The organism is Rhodococcus sp. P4_B6 (genome assembly GCF_056402215.1).
Map to the genome: position 1 here is coordinate 1 of NZ_JBFUHV010000104.1, position 24,672 is coordinate 24,672.

Here is a 24,672-nt window from a genome sequence, read left to right on the forward strand (position 1 = left end):
CGCCTTGACCCGCCCCGACCAGACTGTTCTAGTACAAGGGTGGAACAGGCAGCGGAATCGACCCCAGCTGGGGCCGCTCGGCCCGGTGGTGAGTTCTTCGCTGCCCCGACCGAGGTGAACCACCGCCGTTACGAGGCGCTGCGCGCCTACCTGTTCGAAGGTGCCTCGGCCGCACAGGCTGCCGCCCGGTTCGGCTACACGCCGGCCGCCCTGAACTGCCCTGGATCGAGTGGAGACTTCGTTCAGGCCACCTCGAGGACCGAGGCGGCGGTGGGACGCTGTTCACGGTAGCGCGTCTCGTACTCGATCGGCGACAGGTAGTCGATCGAGGAATGCAGCCGGTCCGCATTGAACCAGCGAATCCACTCGGCAGTCTCCCGCTCCACCTCGTCCCGCCCGGACCACAATCGGTCCCGGTCGATCAACTCGGTCTTGTAGAGCCCTATGGTCGATTCCATCATCGCGTTATCGAGGGCGTCCCCGACGCTGCCGATCGAGCCCGCGATGCCCGATTCGGTCAGCGCGTCGACGAAGATCCGTGAGGTGTATTGCGACCCCGCATCCGAGTGGTGCACCAAACCCGTTGCGGTGAACAGTAAATCGGCTCTCTTGCGGGTGAACAACGCCTGTTCGAGCGTCGCGCCGACCAGCGGGGTGGTCTTGGTGGTCATCACCCGCCAGCCCAGGATTCTGCGGGAGAAGACGTCGACGCAGAACGCGGTGTAGACGAACCCGGCCAACGTCCACACATAGGTGAAGTCGGCGACCCACCACTGGTCCGGACGCTGCGCCGCGTCCCATTTCCGCTCGATCAGATCGGGGTGCCGCGGCGCCCGATCATCACGCTCGGTGGTGCTCGTAAGGCGGCGGCCACGGACGACCCCGACGATGCCGGCGATCCGCATCAGGCGGGCCACCTGATCGCGTCCCATGTCGTGACCAGCGCGTTTCATCGTCCGCCAGAGTTTGCGGACGCCGTAGACACGCTTGTTGGCGACGAACGCCCTGTGGACGGCGTTCGCGGCGTAGGCGTCGGCCAGCTCGGTGTCCGAGACGCGTCCGCGCTGCTTGACCTTGTAGTAGGTGGACGGGGCGATACTGATGCCGTGCTCGGTGAGCACGGCACAGATCGGGTCGACCCCGAAACGGGAACGGTAGGCGTCGATGTAGTCGACGATCACCGCAGTCGGCGGTCGACCTCCGCCGCCGCGAAAAACGCGCTCGCGGTCTTCAGAATCTCGTTGGCTCTGCGTAATTCGGATACTTCTCGGCGAAGCCGGGCGACCTCGTCCGACACGTCAGATGTTACAGACGATGCGCCGGGTGCCTGGCGGCTCTCCTCCCGCTCGATCCAGTTCCGCAGCGTCGCCGGCGCGATGTCGAGCAGCTCGCCGACATGGCGACGGGCTGCGACCTTCGAGCCTCCACGCTCCTCGATCCGGTCCCGATACATCCGGACGGCACGCTCCTGGGTCTCGGCGTCGTACTTCTTCGGTGCAGGCATACCAGCATTCTCCTTGCTAGATCAGAAGCCTCCACCTCGTCCAGGACGGTTCAGCACACCTTCGCCGCTGCCGTGGCAGGTCGGCCCGAGGCGGTGGCCTTCGCCGAGACGAACGGGTGGATCGTCGGCGAGCGCACGTGGTGCCCGATGTGCGCGGCGGCCCACACCTCCCGCCGCACAGCCTGAAGTCGCCGGTCCACAGCCGTGACCCGGAACTCCGGGGCGGTTGCCGGGCTGTGAGGATGAACTCGAACATTTTTCGTCTTGCATTGAAGGGAACAGGGTCTGATGGGGGAGCTGGCCGCGGCGAGCACGGTACATGTGATGGTGTCGTACTGGTGGAGCCGCGGCGACGGTCTCGCCAACCACCAGCTCGGCCAGATCCTCACCCGCGCAGCAGGTGTGGATGATGTTGATCTCACCGATCCGCAGTCGCTCGACCGGGCCTTACGTGTCGCGGTCGCCGATCCCGCGGTGCTGGCCGAGCTGGACCAGTGGTGGCAGATGGTCGAAACCCGCAGGGCCGGAAACGGCACCCGCAACCCGGGTCTGGGCCTGGATCAGTCGATTCGGTACCTCACCGACCGCCTCGACGCCGTCACCGTCACACCGGAGGCGCTCGGCGAGTGCCGCCGGCAGGTCGCCGCGGTCGATCAGACGATCATCAGCGCGAAGAACCTCCCCGAACTCGCGCACCCGGACGCCGAGATGCTCGACCTCCTCGGCCGCTACCTGGAGGCACGTTCCCGCGTTCTGGCCCTGACATGACGACCCCACCCGGGTGAGCCGGTGCCGGGCGCGGGCCACAGGGGTGGACCGGCGAACCGCCACCCCCGGAAGCGACCTGCCAGCATTGCCATTAATGCGTGCATTGCCTGGCGATGCTGGCGATTCGGTGACTAGTGGGGACGTGTCGTTCCCTCTGGTCATGCCGCGTATTGGCCGCGGTGGTTCAGAGGTTCCAGAGTTGGAGCAGAGCGGTCCGCAGGCTGGGGGAGGCGATCCGGTGATCGGACCGGAGCCGGGGGCCCGGGTGCCCGAGGTCGGCGAGGGTCTGCTCGGCCTCCGAAACTGGGATGGGGGAGAGGTCCGCTCGGCTGCGCAGGAGGTGACCGACGGCGCCGCGGCTGTGGAGGATCGCGATCGCCTCGGAATCCACGACCGCTGGGGGGTAAATCCACTCGTTGTCGGCGGTGACGAAAATCAGGACGTCACCACGCTCGAGGCGGCTCTCGGACTTGTCGTGGTGGAACCATTCGAGCTGGTACTTCGCTGCCGGCCCGGCAGGGCCGCGATGCCGGCGCGCCTGCGCGGCCCACGTGTGCTGCTCGGTAGGACCGGGCGTGAAGTCGACGGTGTGCCGCAGAAACATCCGGGGGATCTTCGCGGGCAGGAACCCGGGGTCGGCGCGCCCGCGGCTCGTGACCCCGGGCAGTGGTACCGCCCGACCGATCTGCCACTGCGCGGTGGCGTTGTCGAGGAACGCCTGATCGACCTCGGTGATCTCCTCAATGCCGTCGATGAACGCCCGCACGGCGGCGACGACCTCCGGGTCGTCGGTGATGACCGCGGCCTCCTCGGCGAGGGTGGAGCTGTGAGAGGCGTTGGCGGAGCCGATGACCGCCCGCCGGTCGGTGGCGATGACATCGGCGTGCAGGTTCGGTGACGACAGCACCCGCACCCCGGCGTCCACGTAGTACGCGAGCGCGACCGGGGAGGTCGCGTGGGCGCGCACCGCGGCGCGGGAGGCGTTGACGACAAGGACATCCCCGGCGCGCAGCGGCAGCAGGGTAGGGGCGTCCTGGCCGAGGTGCGCGACCGCGGCACGGCGGGGACCGCGCGTGCGGATCGCGCGGGTGATGTGCGGCCACGGACTCGGCCCATGGAACGTGGTCCCCATACCCGGAAACGGTAGCGGGTGCGAACACCCGGTTGGGTGGATCCGCGATCGGCGGGCTCACAGACCGTACAGTGGATTCAGGCCGCTGACCTGTGAAGATGACACGTCCCCTTTCCCGCGCGGGGACCGATTCGCGCAGCCCGCTACTGGTGTGAGGCGGTTGCCGTCACGGGCGCGGCCATCGGTCGATTCGGTTCGGCTGCTCGGTACCACCCACGCATGCCGAGGCCGAATACGTCGAGGTTGACCTGTGTCGGGGTGGGGTGCGTCCACGCCTGGGGTGGGTGAACGGGTCCCCTGGGGTTGCTTCAGTTCGGGCGCTGGAGTGGGCAGAGTTGTCTCTGTCACCGACGCACCTCCCCGACATCCTCAGGAGCGAATGAATGATCAACGCCCGCCGAACCTTTACCGCCATCGCCTTCACTGCCTTTACGGTCCTGAGTGCGGCCGGGGCAGCGTCCGTCGCTCAGGCCGAGCCGATCGGCCCGAACGGTCCCACCGGTGGTCCGTGCCCGATCGTGAACACGGACTCGAACGGAAACGAGACGGTGACATACGGCAAGCCCGGCGACCGCAATGGCGCCCTGGTGTGCGGTGCGGACGGCGAATGGACGGTCGGCAAGACCAAGGCCAACCCCGGGCAGATCCAGATCCAGCCCGGACTCTCCCGCGGGTAACCGACAGCAGCCTCCGCCATCACCTCTCGAGGGTGAGTGCCCCGCATCGATGCCGATGCGGGGCACGACCGGTTCCGGGCCGGTGCGTCAACAGTCTCGAACGATCACCGTGGGATGCGAGATGACTCCGCACGCGCACGGCCCAGCGGCCCGCGGCGGATCGTGCACGGTGGGTTCACGGTGGGTTAAGGGCTGTATTCCGACTTGCTTAGGTGGCATGAGCGACTGCTGTACGTGCTCGGGTGACGAAGTTAGGGCTTGATCCACGACTCAAGCCAACGGAACCCGTGCTGCGGATCAAGGACCACAGTCCAGTCCCCCGATCCTTCCGTCAGCCCCGTCGTCCTCCACAAGCGCGGCAGCCTTGGCGAACTGCTGCTTGATCGCATCATGTACCAGGTTCTCGTGGGTTGTCAGAAAGATCACCACACCTGATGTACTTCGTCGAGCACCACGACAATCTGTGGAATGAGCAACGTCTCACAGCGGATCAGCTGATTCCGATGGCCCTGCGGCTCTTCGTTCTTCTGTTCCTGTCTGCTGTCGGCTACGTGGTAGTCACTGCGATGTCGCCATCGGCATCACGTCGCTAGGAGAGGGCAGTATCAGGCCGTCGTCGGAATGGTGAATAGTGCGGGCAGGAGACGACCTGTCGAGGCACGGGATACTTCGCGTGCCGAGTCCTGTCCGATCCGTCATTCACCAGCGTTCCTCAGCCGGTCTCACGGCAACACCTCGAGACCCAGGGCCTGGGGCGGGCCTTCATCGACTACCTCGAAAACGACTGGGACGACTTCGTCGCTTGATTACACCCCGAGCCGCGGTGCCGGGCTGTCGATGCGGCCGGCCACCGTGGCCGAGGACGCCCGGACCACCAGGACGGGTTCGAGCGCGACACTCGAAACGTCCTCTCCTTCGATCAACGACACCAGCCGCTGTGCGGCGGTCCGACCCATCAACCCGAGGTCTGTCCGGACGCTGCTGAGGGGTGGCTCGAGATATGCAGCCTGCGGAATGTCGTTGTATCCCACCAACGCAACGTCGTGTCCGACTCGCATGCCGTGATCGCCGAGGGCGCGGCCCGCGCCTATCGCAGTGTGGTCGTTGGCGCAGAACAGGGCCGAAGGGCGTTCGCGCTGAGCGAGCAGGGACGTGACGTACCGGTGCCCGTCCTCAACGCCGAACCCCCCGGCTTCGGGGCTCGACAGCACGGTGACCTGCGGGTGCCCTGCCATGACCTCCATGAATCCGGCTACTCGATCGATCGAGGTACTTGCCGCGGCCGGACCCGGCACCACGGCCACCCGCTCGTGTCCCATTGTGACGAAGTGCTCTGCCACCAGAGAGCCGCCGCGTCGGTCGTCGGCTGTCACCGATACCGCATCGTCGGACCGGCGCATCGCGAAGACGTACGGCACCGAGCTCGATTCGAGCTGGTGTGGAACCTCACGCCCCACCTCGGTGTCGCACAGTACGAATCCGTCGACTTTCCTGCTGAGGAGATGATCGATAGCCTCGGACCGCACCTCCGGATCGCCGTGGGTGGCGATGACCGCTGACAGGTATCCGAGTTCTCGCGACGCTTCCTCGATGGCGGTCGCCAGTATTGCCATCACGATGTCGCTGAGGACCGGAACGACGACACCGAGCATGCGCGAGCGCCCGCTCCGCAAGCTGGACGCAACCGGGTTGGGAACGTATCCCGCCTCGCGAGCCAACTCTTGGACCCGTTTGATCGTGGCCGCGGCCACTCGTCGGTTGTCACCGCGCAACGCACGGGACACGGTCGAGACGTCGACGCCGGCAAGTTCCGCCAGTTGCTTCATGTTCATGGTGGACAATCTTGTTCCCTCCCCGTAGACCCATCGTCGCGGCATATCGTTGCGAAGGCGAAACACCGATTGGGCCCATCGAGCCGGGCCCGCAGCACTGCCTGAACGGTCCATCCTACGCCAATCGATTGTTATGCCGCATCGCCCACGCCGCCGAGATCGAGGTCGAACCGCGTGGGCGCTGTCGGTCTCGGCGCCCCTGAGTGCGTCGATGAACTCGGGGCAGCAGACTGGCAGCAGATCGGGGCTCGTAGAGTCGGTGAGCCGATCTGTCTTAAATGGCGTCAGCGGTCATCGGCACGAAAATCGTCGCCTGGCTGTCTGGATTCCGGGTGCTGACATCAATGGGGAAACTAGAAACTAGGCATCGTGACGGGTAACGGCTCGAGTCGCCGATGATCAATGGCTCAGGCTGGAGGTTTCCGCCAGGCTCATATTGCGGGTCTCCGGCGCCCACATTGCCGAGATCACCAATCCGACGACAGTAATCGCGAAGGCCCCGTACATCGTCGTTGAGATGCCGAAATTCTCGAGGAAGATAGGCACCAGGAACGTGCCCACGGCCGCCCCGAATCGGCTCAGCGCGGTCACAATACCCATTGCAGATCCGCGTAGCTCGGTGGGAAAGAGTTCGTTGGGGTAGACAAACGACATGACTTCCATCCCCCCGCTGAACAGTGCATAGGCGGCGAAGAAGACAGCTGCCCAGATTGCGGGGGCATCCGAGAAGATAGCGAGGAGCAGCATTGGGATAGCCGCCCAAGCGAAGCTTTGAATCGTCATGGTACGGCGTCCCACGCGGTTGACCAGGAGGAGCGCGATGACGCAGCCAACCGCGAAGAAGAGCTCAATGGCGGCCGAGCCCAGAGTGCTCGCGCGTCCCTCCAAGTGCATTGCGCCCACCAACTGAGGTCCGAAGGCGAAGATCGCATACACCGGAATGATGAGACAGATCCATATCGCGGTGACGAACAGCAGCCGACCAACGTACCCGGCTTTCACGACTGCGAAGAGGCCCCCGCCTGCGCGCGCTTCTGCCGGCGATTCATCGACTCTGACGCCGGGTCCGAACACCTTGGCCATGACCGAGTTGGCCTCCTCGACTCGCCCATTCCGTGCCAGCCACAGGGGGGACTCCGGAGTGCCGATCCGCATGACGGCGATGATGGCAGCGGGGACGGCAGTACTTGCTAGCATCCATCGCCACGCTCCGTCCCCGATCGTGGACAACATGATTTCCCCTGTGACGTAGGCGGCCGCGCCTCCGACGAAGAAGAGAGAGATCAGTACACCCAGCAACGGGCCCCGCAAACGCTTGGGACTGAATTCGGTTAGCAGTGCCGGCGCGATCGGGTAATCGATGCCGACCGCCAAACCAACCAGCAACCTCATGATGATCAAACTGAATGCGCCCTCTACGAAGAACGAGGCGATCGACAACGCCGAGATAGCTGCGAGATCCCATTTGTAGATGCGCTGCCGTCCGAATCTATCTGTCAGGTAGCCGCCGATGAACCCGCCGAAGAAGACCCCGAGCAGCACCATCGCTGCAACGGCACCCTTGGCTGCGGCAGACAAAGCGAATTCGGGACCAATCTGCACCATCGCCACACCGAAGATCGCGAGAACGTATCCATCGATGAAGGCCCCCCCACTTGCACAGGCGGCAAGCCGGATATGGAACAGACTTATGGGTACGTCATCGAGGAGGCTTGGCATTGTGGTCTCCGCTAGGTCTGACGGCATACCGTCAGACTTCGTCGTTTCGATCTTGATCATTACTCTCTCCTGCCGGACGAGCGCTCGCCACATATGCCAAACGTTTGGTAAGACGATACGAGCGACTTCCCTGCAACACAAGAGCGGGAACGGAAATATGCACATCTGGTTGCGGCCGCGGGAGAGCTGGACGGCAAGAGCAACAGATCTGCGGTTGCCAAACGATTGGCAGGCAGTCGATTTATTGCTACCGTGCTTGCAGTCACATCGGCTCTATTGGGCTCGGACACACGTCCTTGGTAGGGCCGGTGCGATGACGACTTCCGGCAACCCCTGCGGCAAAGCCGCCGACCCGTCTACTGATCCGATCCGACAGGACTTCCGTGCCTGACACCGCTGACGACTCAAGGAATCGCCATGAACGTGAACCACGTACCGCCGGCAGGTGGTCGGGTGACCTCCCATCCGACCACCGCAGACTCGGTGCGTCTCGACCATGATGTGGACGCATACCGCACGCAGCGTCGCCGCCAGCTCAACGAACTGAATCGCCGCAACAACGCCCGCCAAGTTCGGACCGAAAAAGACGCAATAGTCCACTTCGCCCGGATCTGGGCTCCGTACGGCGGAGCACCAACAGAGGAGGTCTTCCAAACATTCGGCATCTCCCGCCAGCAGTTCAACGACAAACTTTGGCAGACGGTTGAGGGTGTTGAATTCGACGCGTCGATCGTCCGCGAACTTGCACGCGTCTACACGCGACAGCACCCCTAACGGCCAAGTTGCCTCCAGAAAAAATCTCCATTCAAGGAATGGAGATGCTCGAGACGGCCATGAGGCAGTTCATGGGTCCACGAGTCTCACCATATGAGGTCCGTCGACCGTGGGCCGACCAGTTCCTTCCGGCAAAGGTGCTCGAGTGGGTTGGACCGCGGATTCACTCGTACTTGCTGCGACATGCACCCACACCAAATTGAACCAATGCATCAGCATCTCGAAGGAGAGAGCGTAGTGACACGTGTGGAGAATCCAATGTCGTTGGAACGCGGCCCCGACTGGTCCAACCGGTTGGTCCTGGCACCCCTGACAAATCAACAGAGTCATGTAGATGGCAGTCTGCACGAAGACGAACTGCAGTGGCTGCGGACACGCGCCGCAGGCGGGTTCGGGATGGTGTTGACGTGCGCTGCGCACGTGTCGCGCGGAGGGCAGGGATTCCCCGGGCAGCTCGCAGTATGGAGTGACCGATTCTTGCCTGGTCTGGCCAGGCTCGCCACAGTATTGCGCGAGCAGGGAACTCCATCGGCGGTCCAGCTGCACCACGGTGGCATGCGTGCGCGGCCAGAGCTTTCGGGAGTCCCTCCGATTGCCCCGTGGGATGATCCCTCCAGGGGAGTTCGTGCGATGACGACGGACGAGATCCACTGCTTGATCGACGATTTCGCCAGTGCTGCTCGACGGGTCGAGCGAGCCGGTTTCGCAGGCGTGGAGGTCCACGGTGCTCACGGTTACCTGCTGTGCCAATTCCTGGACGCGCGCCGCAACAACCGTACCGATGGCTACGGCGGTACGTTCGACAATCGGTCACGAGTGATCTTTGAGGTACTGGAGGCCGTACGAGCAGCGACGGGGCCGTCGTTTCAGGTGGGTGTGCGCCTGAGTCCCGAGCGTTACGGCATAACGATTTCCGAGAGCCGTCTTTTGGCTGAAGAGGTGATGACGTCGGGGCTCGTCGACTACCTCGATATGTCACTGTGGGACGTGTCAAAACGGCCACATGGGGACGATTCCGGCAGCACGCTCATCGACGCCTTCGCTTCCCTGTCGAGAGGAAAGGCAAAGCTCGGGGTCGCTGGCAAGATACTGTCGGGAACCGTTGCGCAGTCGTGCCTTGACCGTGGTGCCGATTTCGTACTCATCGGCACTGCGGCCATCCTTCACCACGACTTCGCGGCCAGAGTGCTGGCCGACCCCGCGTTCACTAGCCTTTGCCAACCCGTTTCGCGGCGGCACCTGGAGACACAGCATTTGGGGGGCGCCTTCATTGATTACCTCGCGACCGACTGGGATGATTTTGTCGCGTGACAGACCCGATGTGCGATGGCGGGCTGTCGACCGAGTCGCCCGACTCAGAGGATGCCCGGACCGCAAGCGCTGGGCCCAACGCGACACCCGGGACGTCTCGTCCTTCCAGCACGGACACCAACCGTGTAGCTGCAACTTCGCCCATCGAATCGACTGCGAGATGCCGAGGAACCCAGCCAACCCAACATAATGTCCGACACCCAACTAACAGGAACTGGCCGCCGGTGTCCTTGAACAGCTCGAACTTCGCAGTTATCGCCACTCCCCAGCCATCGGCGGTGGCACACACTATTCCAGTGACTCTGTTCGATTGCGTGCACGGGCGTCTCTACCTACAAAGAGGTCCGAGTGCGGGCAGCAAGGTTCGACGTCGACGCCCTGATCAGGCTCGACTTCATTCTCGACGTCGACCTTCCCGACCCGCCCGACGTCACCACCGTGTAGCAAAGGATTGCCTGGTCGAACGGTCGGTCCCGTTATCTCCCGGCCCACCGTCGGGGCGCTCGTGGTCTCTCCCCTGGAAGTTATGAATGTTGTTGCTGCTCTGCGATCCATGCGGCGATCTGCGCCCGCGTATGGAACCCGAGTTTGGTGAGAATGTGCTCGACGTGTCCCTGGGCGGTGCGAGGGGAAATCACCAACTGGTCAGCGATTGCTTTATTGGTCAGGCCCTCGGCTATCAGTTCAGCGACCTGCCGCTCTCTTTTGGTCAGTGTGACTGTTGTGTCGCCGGTTGACGGCGACGGAGCCGCCGGGACTCGCTCGCCGACAGCGTAGGCGACGGCAGCCTCGAGCCCGAGTTGCCTACCTTCCTCAACGGCAGTCATGAAGGTCTTGTCGGTTAGCGTCCGCCGACAGGTTTGCACGCACTCTTCATGGTGCACGAGGAGGCCTGGAAGCAAGACCGGCGACGTTCCGACGACATGAGCGAGGGACTCGGCGGCTCCCATCAGGACAGCGGCGCGGTGTGCCTCGCGGGCATCACCGGCGATCCATGCGAGCGCGTCGAGGCACGCCGCTGAACCCACCGGGTCCTGCACACGTCTCGCGATCCGTATTAGTGCTTGCTGAAGAAGGTCCGTGGCCCGTGCGCGATCACCTTGCTGCCACACCGCAACGGCCATGCCCCATCGCGCAAAAGCCGAGTTGACGGATTCACCTTGTGTGTCGGTGATGTCGAGGGCTTCCTGATAATAGGCCATCGACTGTGCGGTCTCTCCGCATAATACGTTCGAGAGCCCCAACATGATCAAGGCCTCGACTTGAAAGTAGATGCGGTTCTGTTCGCGAAACACTTCGAGGGCCTCCGCCAGAAGCGTGGGGGCACGGGTGTAGTCACCAGCGAAGACTTTGAGGACTCCGTCGGCGTGGACGGCCAGTGCACGCGGCAGCGGATCGGTCATCTGCTCGGCGAGCACGCGTGCCTCCGCTACGGCCGCTGCTGCAGAGCTGAGGTCGCCCTGCCAGTCAGCGAGGGCACTGACAGAATAGAGTGCTTTGACCCGATCGATGGTTGGTTGCCCGCTCTGGCGGGCCAGAAAGTGATCGAGCCAATACCGCCCTTCGCTGCACAGTCCTCGGGAGCTCCAGAAGAGGTGCATGGCGTTGGAGATTCGGAGGCCGGTGTCCGGATCTTCGGACAGGTAGTAGTTCAGTGTCTCCCGCAGGTTGGATTGCTCCCGCTCGAGGCGTGCGATCCATTCGAGCTGCCGCGGGCCGATCCATTCGGCCTCGGCGTTCAGCGCCAACTGCAGATACCAGTCACTGTGCCGACGAATCAGTTCCGGTAGTTCCTCGGTTTGCTCAGACCTCGTCCGGCCGTACTCGCGCAGGGTCTCCAGCAGTCGGAAGCGCACGACGTCGTCGCGTTCCTCGCGGATCAGAATCGATTTCTCGACGAGAGAGGTGATCGCGTCGAGGAGGGCTTCCGCTGTCAGGTTCATCCCGCAGACGGATTCTGCGGCGTCGAGTTCGACTCCGCCAGCAAACACCGAGAGACGTGCCCACACAAGTTGTTCCAGTGGTGTGCACAGTTCGTGGCTCCAATCGATACACAATCGCAGCGTCTGTTGCCGTGTCGGTGCAGTTCTGCTACCACGGGTAAGCAATGCGTAGCGGTCGGTGAGCCGCTGCAGAATCTGTTCCGGTGACATGGCCTGCAGTCGAGCCGCGGCCAGTTCGAGAGGGAGAGGTAACCCGTCCAGGTGCTGACAGATTCGGGTGACCGCCATTCGATTGTCGTCGGTGAGCTCGAAACCTGGTAGCGCAGTCGCGGCGCGGTCAGCGAACAATGTCACCGCGTCGTAGCTGGGCAGACCTTGAAGAGACGGATCACGGTCGGGATTGGGGACGCTGAGCGGGGGAACACGTAGTGCAACTTCGCCGCCGATGCCGAGCGGCTCACGGCTCGTGGTGAGAATTCGGACCCCGGGGCAGGTTCGAAGCAGCGACTCAGCTAACTCGGCCACCCCACCCACCAACTGCTCGCAGTTATCGAGCACGAGCATCAACTCGCGCGAGGAGAGGAACTCAATCAAGGCTTCCTGGCGTGGAATCGCCATCTGATCTCGAATACCCAGCGCCCCTGATACCACATCGACCAGTAGGGATTCTTCGCGGAGTTCTCCCAACTCGACGAACCAGACACCATCGGCAAACGCACGGTGCACGTTGTTGGCAACCTTCAGCGCGAGGCGCGTCTTACCGACACCGCCGATGCCCGTCAATGTGACCAGGCGAGAGGATCGCAGAAGGGTTTTTGCTTCGGTTAGCTCTCTTCGTCGCCCGACGAAACTGGTCAGCTCGAGGGGGATGTTCCCTTTGGTGCCCCGGCCGGATTGCGCGGAATGTGCGTGCGACATCGGCACCGGGCCGTGCGGCTCGGAAACTGGTTCGGCACGAAGTGCCATGTCGTCGACCTGGTGCCCGTGGCGGAGCTGGGTGCCACGAAGCTCGTTACCGAGTTGCTTCGCCGATGGGCGTTCGTGCGGATCACGGGACATGGCCCGCGCGATCGTTTTCGATATGTCGTCGGAGATGCCGTGGCCGCTCAAATCAGGGATGGGGTTGGTCGCGATGCGTAGGAACTGCGCGACGATTTGCTCGCCGCTGCGGCGTTCGAACGCGGCATGGCCGGTAAGTACGCAGAACAAAGTGGCGCCGACGGAATAGACATCCGACGACGGGGTCGGCGGATCTCCCCGGAGAACCTCGGGGGCTGTAAAGGCGGGTGACCCGGTGACCGAGCCGGTGGCGGTCTCGAACCCTCCCGAGATATGAGCGATCCCGAAATCTGACAGTGCCGGCTCCTGATAGTCGGTGAGYAGAATGTTCCCGGGTTTGATATCCCGATGAAGAATGCCCAGCCGGTGTGCGGACTCCACAGCACCTGCGATCTTCACTCCGAGGCGCAATGCTTCGTTCAATGCCAGTGGGCCTTGGCGGCGGATCCGCGCCTCGAGAGAGCCTTGCGGGTGATATGGCATCACAATGTATGGGCGACCGTTGTCGGTGGACCCGACCTGAAGGACTGTGACGATGTTCGGGTGCCCCGTCAACCTGGCCATTGCGCGCTGCTCGCGGAAGAATCTCGCCCGGTTCTCTGCATCCAGGTCGGCGGTCAGAATTTTCACAGCGACCGTGCGGTCGAGCTCGTTTTGTACGCATCGGTACACGACACCGAAACCGCCTCGCCCAATTTCTTGGGCGTTCCCGAATCCGGCAGCTTCCAGCTCGAACGTGATTGTCGACCCCATGCTGCGCTGGGTCCGCAGAGGATCATCTTCGGACATCGGGCACCCGCGATTCATCTGGTTTCGGCACCAATGCGATGCCGCACCCTACTCAACCTGCCAATGCTGTGCCTCAAGAGTAACTTGTGCGCATTACCAGCCTCGGTGCGAGGCTTCGGAGCGGGCACGGTTGTTGTCGCACGCAGGGCGCGACGGTCGTGGAGGCGTCGTGCGCCGCCGAGGTGACCGCGCCCACCGCGCGCCGGGGATCTCGACTCCGGCGATCATGGGCGAAGTCAACCGGTCGGTATCGGCACCCACGTCGAACGCAGGCTGCACCTGCCCGACGGGCACTCCGCGGAGAACGTGCGCGAGATCCTCACACGCAACCGTCTCGCTGCGTGGCAGGGATGTTTGTGGGGCCTCCAGTGCCCGAGCGGTCTAGTCGCACCAAGCCCATTCTGCAACGTATCTCGTTCGGCCGTAATTAGTTCCAGCTCTGACGGTGTCGATCCAAGATCATCACATGACGATGAATGAATCCAAGCCCGGGGACATTAGGGCAGGCCGGTTCCTATCCTGCGGGCTGCCTCACCGACGGACGCCCCGAAGTCGGCGCCGAGATCGTCGTTCAGTCGACTGATCGGTAGGGCCAAGGTAACGGCACCTACGACGCCGTCGTTTCGGTGCACGACGGCGGCGGCGATGCCGACGGAGCCGTCCCCTGATTCTTCTCGATTGAACGCATACCCGTTGCGCCGGATCTGATCGAGTTCTTCTTCGAGTTCGAGGCGGGTTTGAACCGATCGCGGCGTCACGGCCGGCAAGGTTTCACTGGGATACAAACGGCGGAAATCGAACGGGTTCAACGCAGCAAGTATGGCCTTGCCCGCCGCTGTGAGGTGCGCAGGAGCTCGGTCTCCGAGTCGCTCGACCACCCGCAACCGATGGCTTCCCGGAACGAAGTCGACAACGACGACGTCACGCCCCTCGAGTACAAGCAATCCGCTCGATTCCGACGTCACGTCGCTCAAGCGCTCGAGCTGCGGCCGAGCGACCGACTTCAGATCGAGATCCGCGAGGACCCTCAGTCCTACTTCGAGGAGAACGGGCCCCGCCTCGTATGCCTTGCTCTTGACCTGTTGCGTCACGAAGCGGTGATGCTCCAGCGTCGCGAGCAGTCGGTGTGCCGTGGATCGAGCGACCCCGAGCTCACGAGCAACATCGGCGACTCGCACAGCCGGAACAGTGCCGAACATCAGCAAGATCTTCAACGCATTGCCGACCGAACCGGTCACTCCTGAACCGCTGGTGTTCTCTCCTGCCGGGGAGTCGCCAAGACTACTATCGCGCATCCGCCGAACCACTCCCTTGCTGCAAAGCGAACCTGATTCCGCCACGCGGAATCTAGTAGCACCTTACAGCCCTTCGTTAAGGCGAACGGAAGGGCAAACCCTGCTAACCATCCCTTCCCTCAGCATTCGTGTTCTGCTAGGTTGAATGTCATTCCTATCAACGGAACGGTCGAAAGCCGCTCTTTACAGATTGCTCGCGGCAGCGCCTATTGGCTCCTATACAGAGGAGGCCGCGGCCGGCAGCTCAGGAGACAACATGTCAGAAAAGCCCGAATCCACGATTGGTGAACTCGGCAAACAGGGGATGGGTCGCTTCACGGGCGTGCAGACGTTCATGCGCGCCCCTTACCAACCCGATCTCGAGGGTGTGGACATCGCACTCGCGGGAATCCCGTTCGACTTCCAGGGCGGACGAGGCTCCGCGAAGCAGGGGCCGTCGCAGGTACGGCAGATGTCCGGCCTCATCCGACGGGTGAGCTTCGACGGCGTCTCGCCTTTCGATCTATGTCGAGTCGCCGATATCGGTGACGCCGTCCTCAATCCCATGAGCCCTCGCGTAAGCCAAGACCTCGCTGCAGAGTTCGTGGGCAGGGTGGCGGACCGCGGTGGAGCCCTCGTGGCTGTTGGAGGTGACCACGGGACCACCTATCCGATCCTCAAGGGCCTCGTCCGGAACGGCCCGGTCGGCCTGATCCACTTCGATGCCCACCCGGACACCTACGACGATCCGTACGGTGGCTACATCCATCACGGCAACGCGATCCGGGCCGCGATCGAAGAAGGATTGGTCGACCCGAAACGCACCATCAGCCTGGGCATTCGTGGAACTCGCTTCATGTCCACCGACCGTGATTACCACGCACAACATGGAATGCGCCTGCTCACGATCAACGACGTGATCGAACTCGGAATCACAGAAACCGTCGCCGAGATTCGCCGTGTGGTCGGTGACGGCCCGACATACATCACCTTCGACATCGACGCGCTGGATCCGCCCTATGCCATCGGTACGGGGGCACCCGAACCCGATGGGTTGTCGATGCGCGAGGCATTGGCAATCCTGCGAGGACTGAAGGGGTTGGACATTATCGGCGGAGACGTCATGGAGGTGGCGCCGCCACTCGACCCGAGCGGTCACACGGCGCTGAATGCCGCAAACATCATGTTCGAGATCATTTGCGCTATCGCGCTCGCTCGCGTCTCCAAGTGCGGAATCGCAGGCAACGGAGCGCGACATGAAGTATGAGGAATTCGAGAACCTGAGCTTCGAGCGCCGCCCCAACGGTGTGCTCCTGGTCCACATCGATCGTATCGCGGCCGACGCGCGAACTCATGACGAGTTCGCGGAGGTGTGGCGCACGATCGGGCGCGACGATGACACGCGAGTCGCGGTTATCACCGGACGGGGGAAGGTGTTCTCGGCCGGCGGGGATCTCAAGGAGCACGGCACCCCTGCGGCTAGCTTGCGCTCCGACCGAGTACTGAGGTCGGGCAAGGTCGCCCTCGACATCGTCTACAACATGCTGGACCTCGACAAACCCATTATCTCCGCGATCAATGGGGTCGCGGTCGGGGCCGGACTTGCCGTCGCACTGACCGCAGATATCAGCATCATCGCCGAGGACGTGCGGATCACCGACGGTCACAGCAGGATCGGCGTGGCGTCCGGTGACCATGCCGTAATGCTCTGGCCGTGGATGTGCGGGATGGCCAAAGCCAAGTACTACCTCCTCACCGCTGACTTCCTGACTGGGGCAGAGGCGGAGCGCATTGGTCTCGTCAGCAAGGCGGCGCCGGCGGAAGCGGTGCTGGATGAAGCGCTCGCCGTTGCCGACCGACTCGGGCGAGGGCCGCAGCGGGCACTGCGATCAACCAAGCGTTCACTCAACCATGTGTTGCGCAGCGCTGCGCCGGCCTTTGAACTATCGGTGGCGCTCGAAACCATCGATTTCTACCAGGAGGACGCACTGGAAGGACTCACCGCCTTCCAGGAGAAGCGGGAACCGCAATTCCCTTCGGCCTCGGGTAGCGCGACTGCCTAGGGCAGGGCGAGAGGGTCCCCGGCTTCTAGGACAACGGCGTTCTGCTGCCAGCGACCCTCAGGATGACGACGAGTCCCATCCGGACTCGTCGTCATCCGCATTCTCGATTGATCGTCGTAGTCATCAGGCAGTCTCCTGGTGGGGGCGTGCGCCTGTCTCGCAATCCCGCTGTTCTCGTGAGGTAGTCGCGTACGGTGCGCTAGCTCGCAGGAAGTCGGATTCTGCTTGACCAGTGAGCTTCCGGAGGAAGTGCGTTGACGACGCGCAGGCGGGAGATCGTGAACGATCGCGCTGAGAGTTGCGTGCGCTCGATCAGGTTCCCCGGAACGATTGCACCCACACCGCACCATTCCTCTCACGCAATTCGATCAGCATCTCTTGTGCTGCAGTATCGAACAAACGTAGAGTACGACCGGTTACCAAACGATTGGCAACCGGCAGGACGTGCTGGCGCTGCTGCTGCCGGTGTTCAGTCTCGTGAACGAGCTCCGAGGCGATGCCACGGCTGACGCCGGCTCTCGGTAGGGCCGCAGTCGACGACGAGGGGCACGAGCGCCACCCTGGATGCCAAACGTTTGGCATATTGGATGGTGCCTCCACAACGGAATCGGACACACCGAAGGACTTGTCATGACGACCGACCTGAACGCCGGGAGATCCCCTCTCGACCTCGAATCGCCACATTCGATCCCTGTCACTGCCACCGCTACCCCCGGCGGGGACGCTCCCGATGTTGACACTGGCCCACTGGCGTACGCCAGGGCGCAACTTTCGGACGCGATCGCGGTACTCGACCTGGATCAGGGCGTCTACTCCATGCTCGCCAATCCGAGGCGCGAAATGACCGTCAGTATTCCACTGCGGCGAGACAACGGAGATGTCGAGGTGCTGACCGGTCACAGGGTGCAGCACAACGTCTCTCGCGGCCCCGGCAAGGGCGGGCTGAGGTACAGCAAGGATGTCACTCTCGACGAGGTCCGCGCCCTTGCCATGTGGATGACGTGGAAATGCGCGCTCGTCGACGTGCCCTACGGCGGGGCGAAGGGTGGGGTTCGCTTCGACCCGAAGCGGTACTCCCGAGAGGAGGTCCAACGAGTCACACGCCGGTACACCAGCGAGATCATTCCCATCATCGGACCCACCCAGGACATTCCGGCGCCGGACATCGGCACCGATGAGCAGGTCATGGCATGGATGATGGACACCTACTCCGCCAGCCAGGGGTACACGGTGCTGGGCGTCACCACCGGAAAGCCGCTCGCGCTCGGCGGATCCCTCGGTAGGCCCACCGCGACCTCGCTGGGAGTGGCACACGTGGCCTTGGCGGCCCTGAGCCATCTCCGGAGGCGACCGACCGCGACAGCCGCCGCAGTTCAGGGCTTCGGAAAGGTCGGACGGGGCGCCGCGCGGTACCTCTGGGAAGCCGGAGTCAAGGTGGTCGCCGTCAGTGACGAATACGGTGCCATCTTCAATGCCGGCGGTCTCTCCGTACCGGATCTCGAAGCATACGTAGCGACATCCGGCACGGTTCTCGGGTTCGATGATTCCGAGGATCTCAACGACAGAGACGCACTGCTGTACCTCGAGGTGGACCTGCTCATCCCGGCGGCGATCGAAGGGGTTCTACACGGCGAGAATGCCGACCGCGTCCACGCTTCACTCATCGTGGAGGGCGCGAACGGCCCGACGACACCGGCCGCCGACGAGATCTTCCGTGCGAATGGGCAACTGGTGGTTCCCGACATCCTCGCCAACGCGGGGGGCGTCATCGTGTCCTACTTCGAATGGGTGCAGGCGAACCAGGCCTATTGGTGGAGTCAAACCGATGTCGAAAATCGCCTTCGCGAACGAATGGAGCGGGCATGGCATCGCGTCCTCGAATATGCTGCGACCCATCGTGTCTCGCTTCGCCTGGCAGCTACCGTGCTTGCTGTGGACACGGTGACAACCGCACATCTGACCCGTGGTCTTTRTCCGTGACGACCCGTCGACCACGAATCCTGACGGGCAGGGTCGTACTCGCTGCTGCCGCTGCCGTTGGGACGACCGGCCGATTCACCGCACATGATGCTGAGACGAAAACGAATGGGGCAACAGACCATGGATGACAAGCGGGTCAGTGTCGACATCGACAGCGCCGGAGTCGCGACTGTGACCATGACACGAGGAACGCAGCACAACGCCCTCGACGGTCCCATGATCGCCGCACTGCTGGCGAGCGCGGAGCAGCTTCATCGAGATTCACGGGTCCGCGCGGTTGTTCTCCGTGGGGACGGCGAAAGCTTCTGCGCTGGGTTGGATGTGAAGCACTTCCTTCAGACGCCGGACAATATCGACGATCTGCTGGTTCGCGCGCCCGGGGAAGTTGCGAACCTGGCTCAGCGTGTGTCCTACGACTGGCACCGACTTCCGGTGCCGGTCATCGCTGCGATCACCGGCAATTGCTTCGGCGGGGGATTGCAGATAGCGCTCGGAGCTGACATCCGAGTCGCCGCACCGGATGCCCGCCTGTCGATCATGGAGGTTCAATGGGGTCTTGTACCTGACATGGGAATTACCCAGTCGATATCAAAGGTGGTCGGCATCGACGTGGCCAAGGAGCTGACCTTCACGGGCCGCATCCTGTCCGGCAGCGAGGCCAAGGATCTGCACTTGATCACCCACGCTGTCGACGACCCATACGCTTACGCGCAGCAGCTTGCGCACGACATCGCGAGTCGCCCGCCGAAGGCCGTGCGCGCCGCGAAAAGGCTCTTCAATGAGGCGTGGACCGCTGATCCTGCCACCGGGCTAGCCATGGAGACCGATCTTCAACGGGATCTCCTGGTCGACCTCGAGTCCCGATGAAGAGCGCAGTGAGCCTGGCGCCCTTGTGCGGCAGGAAGGCCCACCGTATGGTGTGTGCCAAACGTTTGGCAGACCACGTTGTGCTCCGACACCACTAGAGAGGTTGCGGGCTCAGCAGCGGATCAGCTGATTTCGGCAGACCGTGCATCGAAAGCTAGAGGGGATTACCGACCAAGATGGCGCATTACAAGAGCAACGTCCGTGACCTGGAGTTCAACCTGTTCGAGGTCCTGGAACTCGGCAGGGTGCTCGACACGGGCGTCTACGGGGACCTCGATCGTGAACTCGTCACCGACATTCTGCAGGAAGTCAGCCGCTTGGCCGAAGGACCGGTTGCGGAGTCGTTCGAGGTAGCGGATCGCGCACCGACGACGTTCGACGTGGACAGCAATTCTGTGGTCGTACCGGATGCGCTGGCGAAGACCGTTCGCATCGTCGCGGAGTCAGGGTGGGCACAGCTGGGGCTCCCCGCCGACATGGGCGGCTCGGCGGTCCCGTCCGTCCTGGTCTGGGCGGTCAACGAGATGTTGTCTTCGGCAAATGCGCCACTGACGTTCTTCAACTTCTCGTCGACCATCGCTCGGGTCGTGTTCGAGTTCGGGACCGCACAGCAAAAGCAGTGGGCGAAAGCCGGCTTGGAGAGGGGCTGGGCGGGAACCATGGTGTTGACCGAGCCCGATGCCGGTTCCGATGTCGGCGCGGGGCGGACCAAAGCGATCGCTCAGCCGGATGGAACCTGGCACCTACAGGGTGTCAAGCGTTTCATCACGAACGGCGACGTCGGCGACACGGCGGAGAACATCTTCCACCTCGTCCTGGCCCGACCTGAGGGTGCGCAGCAGGGAACCAAAGGTCTGAGCCTGTTCTATGTACCCAAATGGCACTTCGATCCGGTGACCATGGAGCTCGGGGCGCGTAACGGCGTTTTCGTCACCGGCCTCGAGAAGAAGATGGGCATCAAGTCCTCGCCGACGTGTGAGCTGACCTTCGGGGGTACCGACGTTCCCGCAGTGGGGTGGCTCGTCGGCGACGTGCACGACGGCATCGCCCAGATGTTCCGGGTCATCGAAAGCGCGCGGATGACAGTGGGCACCAAAGCCATCGGCACTCTCTCCACCGGCTACCTCAATGCCCGCGACTACGCGAAAGAACGCATTCAGGGTGTCGACATGACCGAGATGAGAAACCCGGCCGCGCCGCGGGTTCCGATCGGCCACCACCCGGCCGTCCGCCACAGCCTCGTCTTGCAGAAGGCGTACGCCGAGGGTCTGCGCGCCGTCTACCTCTATACCGCGGCGCATCAGGATCGCGAGGTCGCACTCGAGGTGTCCGGTGCGAACGCGGACTTGGCGCAGCGAGTCAACGATCTCCTCCTGCCGATCGTCAAGGGCGTCGGTTCGGAACGTGCATGCGAGCTGCTCACCCGTAGCCTCCAAATCTTCGGCGGCTCGGGATACCTTCAGGACTACCCGCTAGAGCAGTACCTCCGCGACAGCATCATCGACACGCTCTACGAAGGCACCACAGCGATTCAGGCCCAAGACTTTCTGTTCCGCAAGGTACTGCGCGACAACGGTGTCGCCCTCTCGCACGTCACGGAGCAGATCGAGCGGTTCATCGGATCGGCACCTGCTGAGTTGAGAGCCGAGTGCACACTGCTTCACGTGGCACTCGGCGACATCGGTGAGATGGTCGCAGCTTTCGGATGCTATGCGGCAGGCACGAACGACGGGCGAGAGATTTACAAGGCAGGCCTCGGGGCCGTTCGGCTGCTCGAAGCGGTGGGAGATCTGCTCATCGGATGGCGGCTCCTCGTGCAGGCGACTGTCTCACTGACTGCCTTGGCCAGTGACCCGGAAGTCAAGGATGCGCCCTTCTATAAGGGAAAGATCACGACGGCGTCCTACTTCGCAAAGACCGTACTCCCCGGCATCACGGCAACGAAGCAATCCGTCCTCGACCTCGATCTCGCGATCATGGAGCTCGACGAGAACGCCTTCTGACTCGGTGAGAAAGATGCAACACGTCGTGGCCTCGCCCGACTTCGGCGAGGTCCACGACGCACGGCCGGCGGGGCCGATTCCACCCGTGTTCATGGCGCCCACCGAAAATGTATAGTCATCCATCGTGGGCAACTTGGACTCGACGGCGACGGTCGAATCACCGCGCGGGGGTTCCCCCTCCTACCCGATCGGATCGGTCGGCAATGCACTGCAGATGCTTCTTATGCTCCGGAAATCACCAGCACTTCGTGTGACCGAGGTATCGCACGACTTGAACATTGCGCCTTCCAGCGCGCATCGGATACTTGCTGTGCTGCAGCAGTTCGACTTCGTCGAGCAAGACGTGACGACCCGCGCATACGCCCAAGGTCCGGCGCTGCTCGATATCGGATTGGCCGCCGTCAGTCATCTGCCTGTCCGCCAAGCCGCTCACCAGTTGATCCGGAACCTGCGCGACGTCACAGGTGAGACGACCGAGCTGTGTATTCTCGACGGGCCCGACGTCATCGTCGTCGACGTCGCCGAAGGATTGCTACCGCTGCGAGTAGTCGATGATCTCGGCGACCGGATGCCGGCCCACCTCACAGCAGCGGGAAAAGCAATGCTTTCCCACATGACCACCGCTGACCTTCGAGAACTCTTCCCAGACCCGGAGGAGAAGCTCCACACCGTGACTGAACGATCCATCGGCACCCGTGCCCTACTCGACCAGCACCTGGCCACCGCCCGCGAACTGGGCTATACGACCAATCTCGGGGAGGCAGGCCCGGAATTCGTCGGCGTGGCCGCCGCCATCGTCGACGAGACCGGGACAGTCCACGGCGCCGTCACGCTGGCACTGCCGTGGGCGCGAGCTGCCGACGGCTTTGCCAGCCACCTCGGCCCCCAAGTCAGACGCACCGCAGAGACCATCGGCACAGTCCTGTAACCGGTTCACACCTTCCCATCGTTGGTCGCGTTGACATGACCGGAAGATCGCCGGCCTTATCGCGAGCGGGATACAGCACGGCGCTCGACGGTATTGAGTGCTGGGTCCTCGCTCACATGTGAACGAGTGTTTGCCGACAGCAAATGTCGTCTCGGCCGGTAAGTCACGAGATGCGGGAGACCACACTGATTAGTCAGTGTAAGAATGTCGAGTTCGACGTGAGCGGTGATTTGACGGCCTCGGCGGCCAGAAAGTGACTTCGAAGCACTCGTGATGCCGGGCACGCAACCGCTCCACCTCGACGGCGATCTTCGACATGGGCCAGAAGTGCCCCGGAGCAACATCCGGGGCACTTCTGCGTATCTGCTCTTGAGCCGCTCACCCTGGCAGCGCACTGGTCCCTGACCACCCATTGTTCAGGCGACGGGTGGTCGCCGAATTCGGCCTCAGGTCCGCTACACGCTTCAGTGGTGCGTTTCAAACCAGCGGCGACGGACTCAGCCGTACTGGGACCGCGTCGGTCCTCGCCGCCCACAGTAACGTCCTTGAATCCGACTCGGCCGCAGTCGGGTCGGTAAAAGGCTGTTGCACAACAGTTATGAACTATTAACCCGCCAGCACAGGAGTTCCCTCAGATCGCACGGTCGATCCCCGCCTCCGCGTTCGGCTTCCTCGCCTCGAATCTCGGCGAGTCTCTGGCGCTCGACCGTGGACGAGGGTCAGAGTAAGGGCTTCGCAGCCACCTCGGCCCTCAGGCGAGGCGAACCGCAGAGACTGTCGGCGCGGTTCTATTCGCGACTGGCCGGCACTTCGCGCATCACCTGCCGATGCTGCTGACTGCGGTTCTGCCGTGCGGCGAGAGGGAGTGCCACGGTCAGTGCAATGATCACTGCAGACGAGAGATGAGCGATACCGAACCCGGAGTGATCGGCGACCGCGCCCGTCATCGTCGCTCCCAGGCCGATTCCGGCGTCCATGCTGATGTTCCATGCGGCACTGGCGAATCCGACTCGGTGCGGGGGTACTGACACTAATGTCCTCATCAACGTCACGTTCTGGATCCAGCCAAGGCCAAACCCGAAGGCCATCGCCCCGGCCAGAGCGACCGGGAATGCGGCATTCGCCGATGTGACGGCGACCGAGAAGCACATGGTTCCCGCGATCGCTGCGACGACTCCGATCTGTGCCGTCGACCGACGGTCGAGAATCCGGTGACTATAGTGTCCCGCGACGAACCGGCCCGCGACGACGGTGCCGCCTACCGTCGCCAGGATCACTCCGGCATGTGTGGACTGGGGATAGCCGACGAGCGGAACCAGCGCTGAAAGACCACCATACGCAGCAGCGATGCCAACAACGGCCAGGCTGGCCAAGGCGATAGGCCGTTTGAGGACACCACGCGTGGACTCGGAATCCGAATGCGCACCGATAGCGCCATACATGGCCCGCGGGAGACCAAGCGCCGCCAGCGCTGCTGTTACGGCCATTGCAGTCGCGACTACGGACACTGCCACCACACCCCCGGCTCGGAAGAGTTGCATTCCGATCAACAGAAAGACGGTCTGAGAGGCAGCATTGGCCATGCCCTGTGCGGCGACGGCCCGACCGAGCCGATCGCTGGTGGACAGGTGAGGAGGCAGCGCAGAGCAGGCCACTGTCACCAGGCCGAATCCGAGTCCTCGGACCGCGCTGATCACCATCAAAGCGGTGATGTCGTGTGACCACTGTACGAGAGCGATGCACGGCAACCCGAGAAGCAGACATCCGGACACCACAACTGGACGAAAGTCGTAGCGACGCAGCAATGTAGGGGTGGCGAGTTGGGCCGCGATAGTGGCGGTCATAAACACCCCGGTTGTTCCCCCCGCGGCGAAACCTGAGCCTCCAACGGCACTGACGAGGAGCGGAGTCACGGGGAAGATCAACGCCCAGGACCCGAATACGTTGGAAACGATGAAGATCACTCCACCCAACGTGGCCATCCGAGGTCTGCGAGTCACCACCATGAACGCCCTTTCGTACTCGTGAGTGGAAGCCCGGTTCGCGCAG

General features: G+C 63.1%; 17 protein-coding genes and 1 other annotated feature. Of the genes, 10 read left to right on the forward strand and 7 right to left on the reverse strand.

Translation table 11 applies throughout. From position 1 onward, the window contains the following. Positions 1–242: 242 nt before the first annotated feature. Positions 243–1,504 (reverse strand): IS3 family transposase gene (locus AC1DWT_RS33690; RefSeq protein ID WP_477923987.1). Its coding sequence is split into 2 segments (ribosomal slippage): positions 243–1,207 and positions 1,207–1,504, totalling 1,263 coding nucleotides; the frame shifts between segments, so codons are not numbered across the junction. Beyond that, positions 1,089–1,220 (reverse strand) — a sequence feature (AL1L pseudoknot). It overlaps the preceding gene by 132 nt. A gap of 288 nt (positions 1,505–1,792) precedes the next feature. Between AC1DWT_RS33690 and AC1DWT_RS33695 the strand changes: the two genes are divergently transcribed. After that, entirely contained in the window at positions 1,793–2,272 is a 480-nt protein-coding gene (locus AC1DWT_RS33695) for a hypothetical protein (protein ID WP_095870018.1), read from the forward strand. 184 nt (positions 2,273–2,456) lie between these two features. Here the strand turns inward: AC1DWT_RS33695 and AC1DWT_RS33700 are convergent, their stop codons facing one another. Beyond that, a complete protein-coding gene (locus AC1DWT_RS33700) occupies positions 2,457–3,404 on the reverse strand; it encodes a phospholipase D-like domain-containing protein (RefSeq protein ID WP_095870019.1) in 948 nt (315 codons plus the stop codon). A gap of 383 nt (positions 3,405–3,787) precedes the next feature. Here AC1DWT_RS33700 and AC1DWT_RS33705 point away from each other — a divergent pair, with 383 nt between their 5' ends. Next, complete coding sequence (locus AC1DWT_RS33705) at positions 3,788–4,081, forward strand: hypothetical protein (RefSeq protein ID WP_054713554.1); 294 nt, start codon at positions 3,788–3,790, stop codon at positions 4,079–4,081. 806 nt (positions 4,082–4,887) lie between these two features. Here AC1DWT_RS33705 and AC1DWT_RS33710 read toward each other — a convergent pair. Together AC1DWT_RS33710 and AC1DWT_RS33715 are read right to left on the reverse strand one after the other, a co-directional pair. Next, on the reverse strand, positions 4,888–5,913 hold the full coding sequence (locus tag AC1DWT_RS33710) for a LacI family DNA-binding transcriptional regulator (protein WP_179443378.1): 1,026 nt from the start codon (positions 5,911–5,913) through the stop codon (positions 4,888–4,890). Positions 5,914–6,312: 399 nt separating this feature from the next. Continuing rightward, the gene (locus tag AC1DWT_RS33715) at positions 6,313–7,692 is read right to left on the reverse strand and encodes an MFS transporter (RefSeq protein ID WP_257014853.1); all 1,380 of its coding nucleotides are present in this window, start codon (positions 7,690–7,692) and stop codon (positions 6,313–6,315) included. A 357-nt stretch (positions 7,693–8,049) separates the two neighbouring features. Here AC1DWT_RS33715 and AC1DWT_RS33720 point away from each other — a divergent pair, with 357 nt between their 5' ends. Beyond that, positions 8,050–8,406 (forward strand): hypothetical protein, encoded by a 357-nt coding sequence (locus tag AC1DWT_RS33720; protein ID WP_095870021.1) that lies wholly within the window; start codon positions 8,050–8,052, stop codon positions 8,404–8,406. A gap of 258 nt (positions 8,407–8,664) precedes the next feature. Further along, a complete protein-coding gene (locus AC1DWT_RS33725) occupies positions 8,665–9,717 on the forward strand; it encodes an NADH:flavin oxidoreductase (protein WP_240960675.1) in 1,053 nt (350 codons plus the stop codon). A 524-nt stretch (positions 9,718–10,241) separates the two neighbouring features. On the opposite strand, the gene AC1DWT_RS33730 is transcribed toward AC1DWT_RS33725, so the two are convergent. Together AC1DWT_RS33730 and AC1DWT_RS33735 are read right to left on the reverse strand one after the other, a co-directional pair. After that, complete coding sequence (locus tag AC1DWT_RS33730; protein ID WP_477923993.1) at positions 10,242–13,508, reverse strand: protein kinase domain-containing protein; 3,267 nt, start codon at positions 13,506–13,508, stop codon at positions 10,242–10,244. Between the two features lie 497 nt (positions 13,509–14,005). Continuing rightward, on the reverse strand, positions 14,006–14,746 hold the full coding sequence (locus AC1DWT_RS33735) for an IclR family transcriptional regulator (protein ID WP_164060184.1): 741 nt from the start codon (positions 14,744–14,746) through the stop codon (positions 14,006–14,008). A 247-nt stretch (positions 14,747–14,993) separates the two neighbouring features. Here AC1DWT_RS33735 and AC1DWT_RS33740 point away from each other — a divergent pair, with 247 nt between their 5' ends. The 6 genes from AC1DWT_RS33740 (at position 14,994) to AC1DWT_RS33765 (ending at position 22,623) form a co-directional block, all read left to right on the forward strand. Beyond that, positions 14,994–16,049, forward strand: coding sequence for an agmatinase (locus AC1DWT_RS33740; RefSeq protein ID WP_257014855.1), 1,056 nt, complete (start codon positions 14,994–14,996; stop codon positions 16,047–16,049). Further along, on the forward strand, positions 16,039–16,845 hold the full coding sequence (locus tag AC1DWT_RS33745) for an enoyl-CoA hydratase/isomerase family protein (protein WP_095870025.1): 807 nt from the start codon (positions 16,039–16,041) through the stop codon (positions 16,843–16,845). The genes AC1DWT_RS33740 and AC1DWT_RS33745 overlap by 11 nt, the downstream gene beginning before the upstream one ends. A 630-nt stretch (positions 16,846–17,475) precedes the next feature. After that, complete coding sequence (locus AC1DWT_RS33750) at positions 17,476–18,825, forward strand: Glu/Leu/Phe/Val family dehydrogenase (RefSeq protein WP_477923996.1); 1,350 nt, start codon at positions 17,476–17,478, stop codon at positions 18,823–18,825. 120 nt (positions 18,826–18,945) lie between these two features. After that, a complete protein-coding gene (locus tag AC1DWT_RS33755; RefSeq protein ID WP_095870097.1) occupies positions 18,946–19,692 on the forward strand; it encodes a crotonase/enoyl-CoA hydratase family protein in 747 nt (248 codons plus the stop codon). A gap of 176 nt (positions 19,693–19,868) precedes the next feature. After that, positions 19,869–21,695 (forward strand): acyl-CoA dehydrogenase, encoded by a 1,827-nt coding sequence (locus AC1DWT_RS33760; RefSeq protein ID WP_095870027.1) that lies wholly within the window; start codon positions 19,869–19,871, stop codon positions 21,693–21,695. Between the two features lie 133 nt (positions 21,696–21,828). Beyond that, entirely contained in the window at positions 21,829–22,623 is a 795-nt protein-coding gene (locus AC1DWT_RS33765) for an IclR family transcriptional regulator (protein WP_283334547.1), read from the forward strand. Between the two features lie 788 nt (positions 22,624–23,411). Here the strand turns inward: AC1DWT_RS33765 and AC1DWT_RS33770 are convergent. After that, entirely contained in the window at positions 23,412–24,587 is a 1,176-nt protein-coding gene (locus tag AC1DWT_RS33770) for an MFS transporter (RefSeq protein WP_164060181.1), read from the reverse strand. Positions 24,588–24,672: the final 85 nt, after the last annotated feature.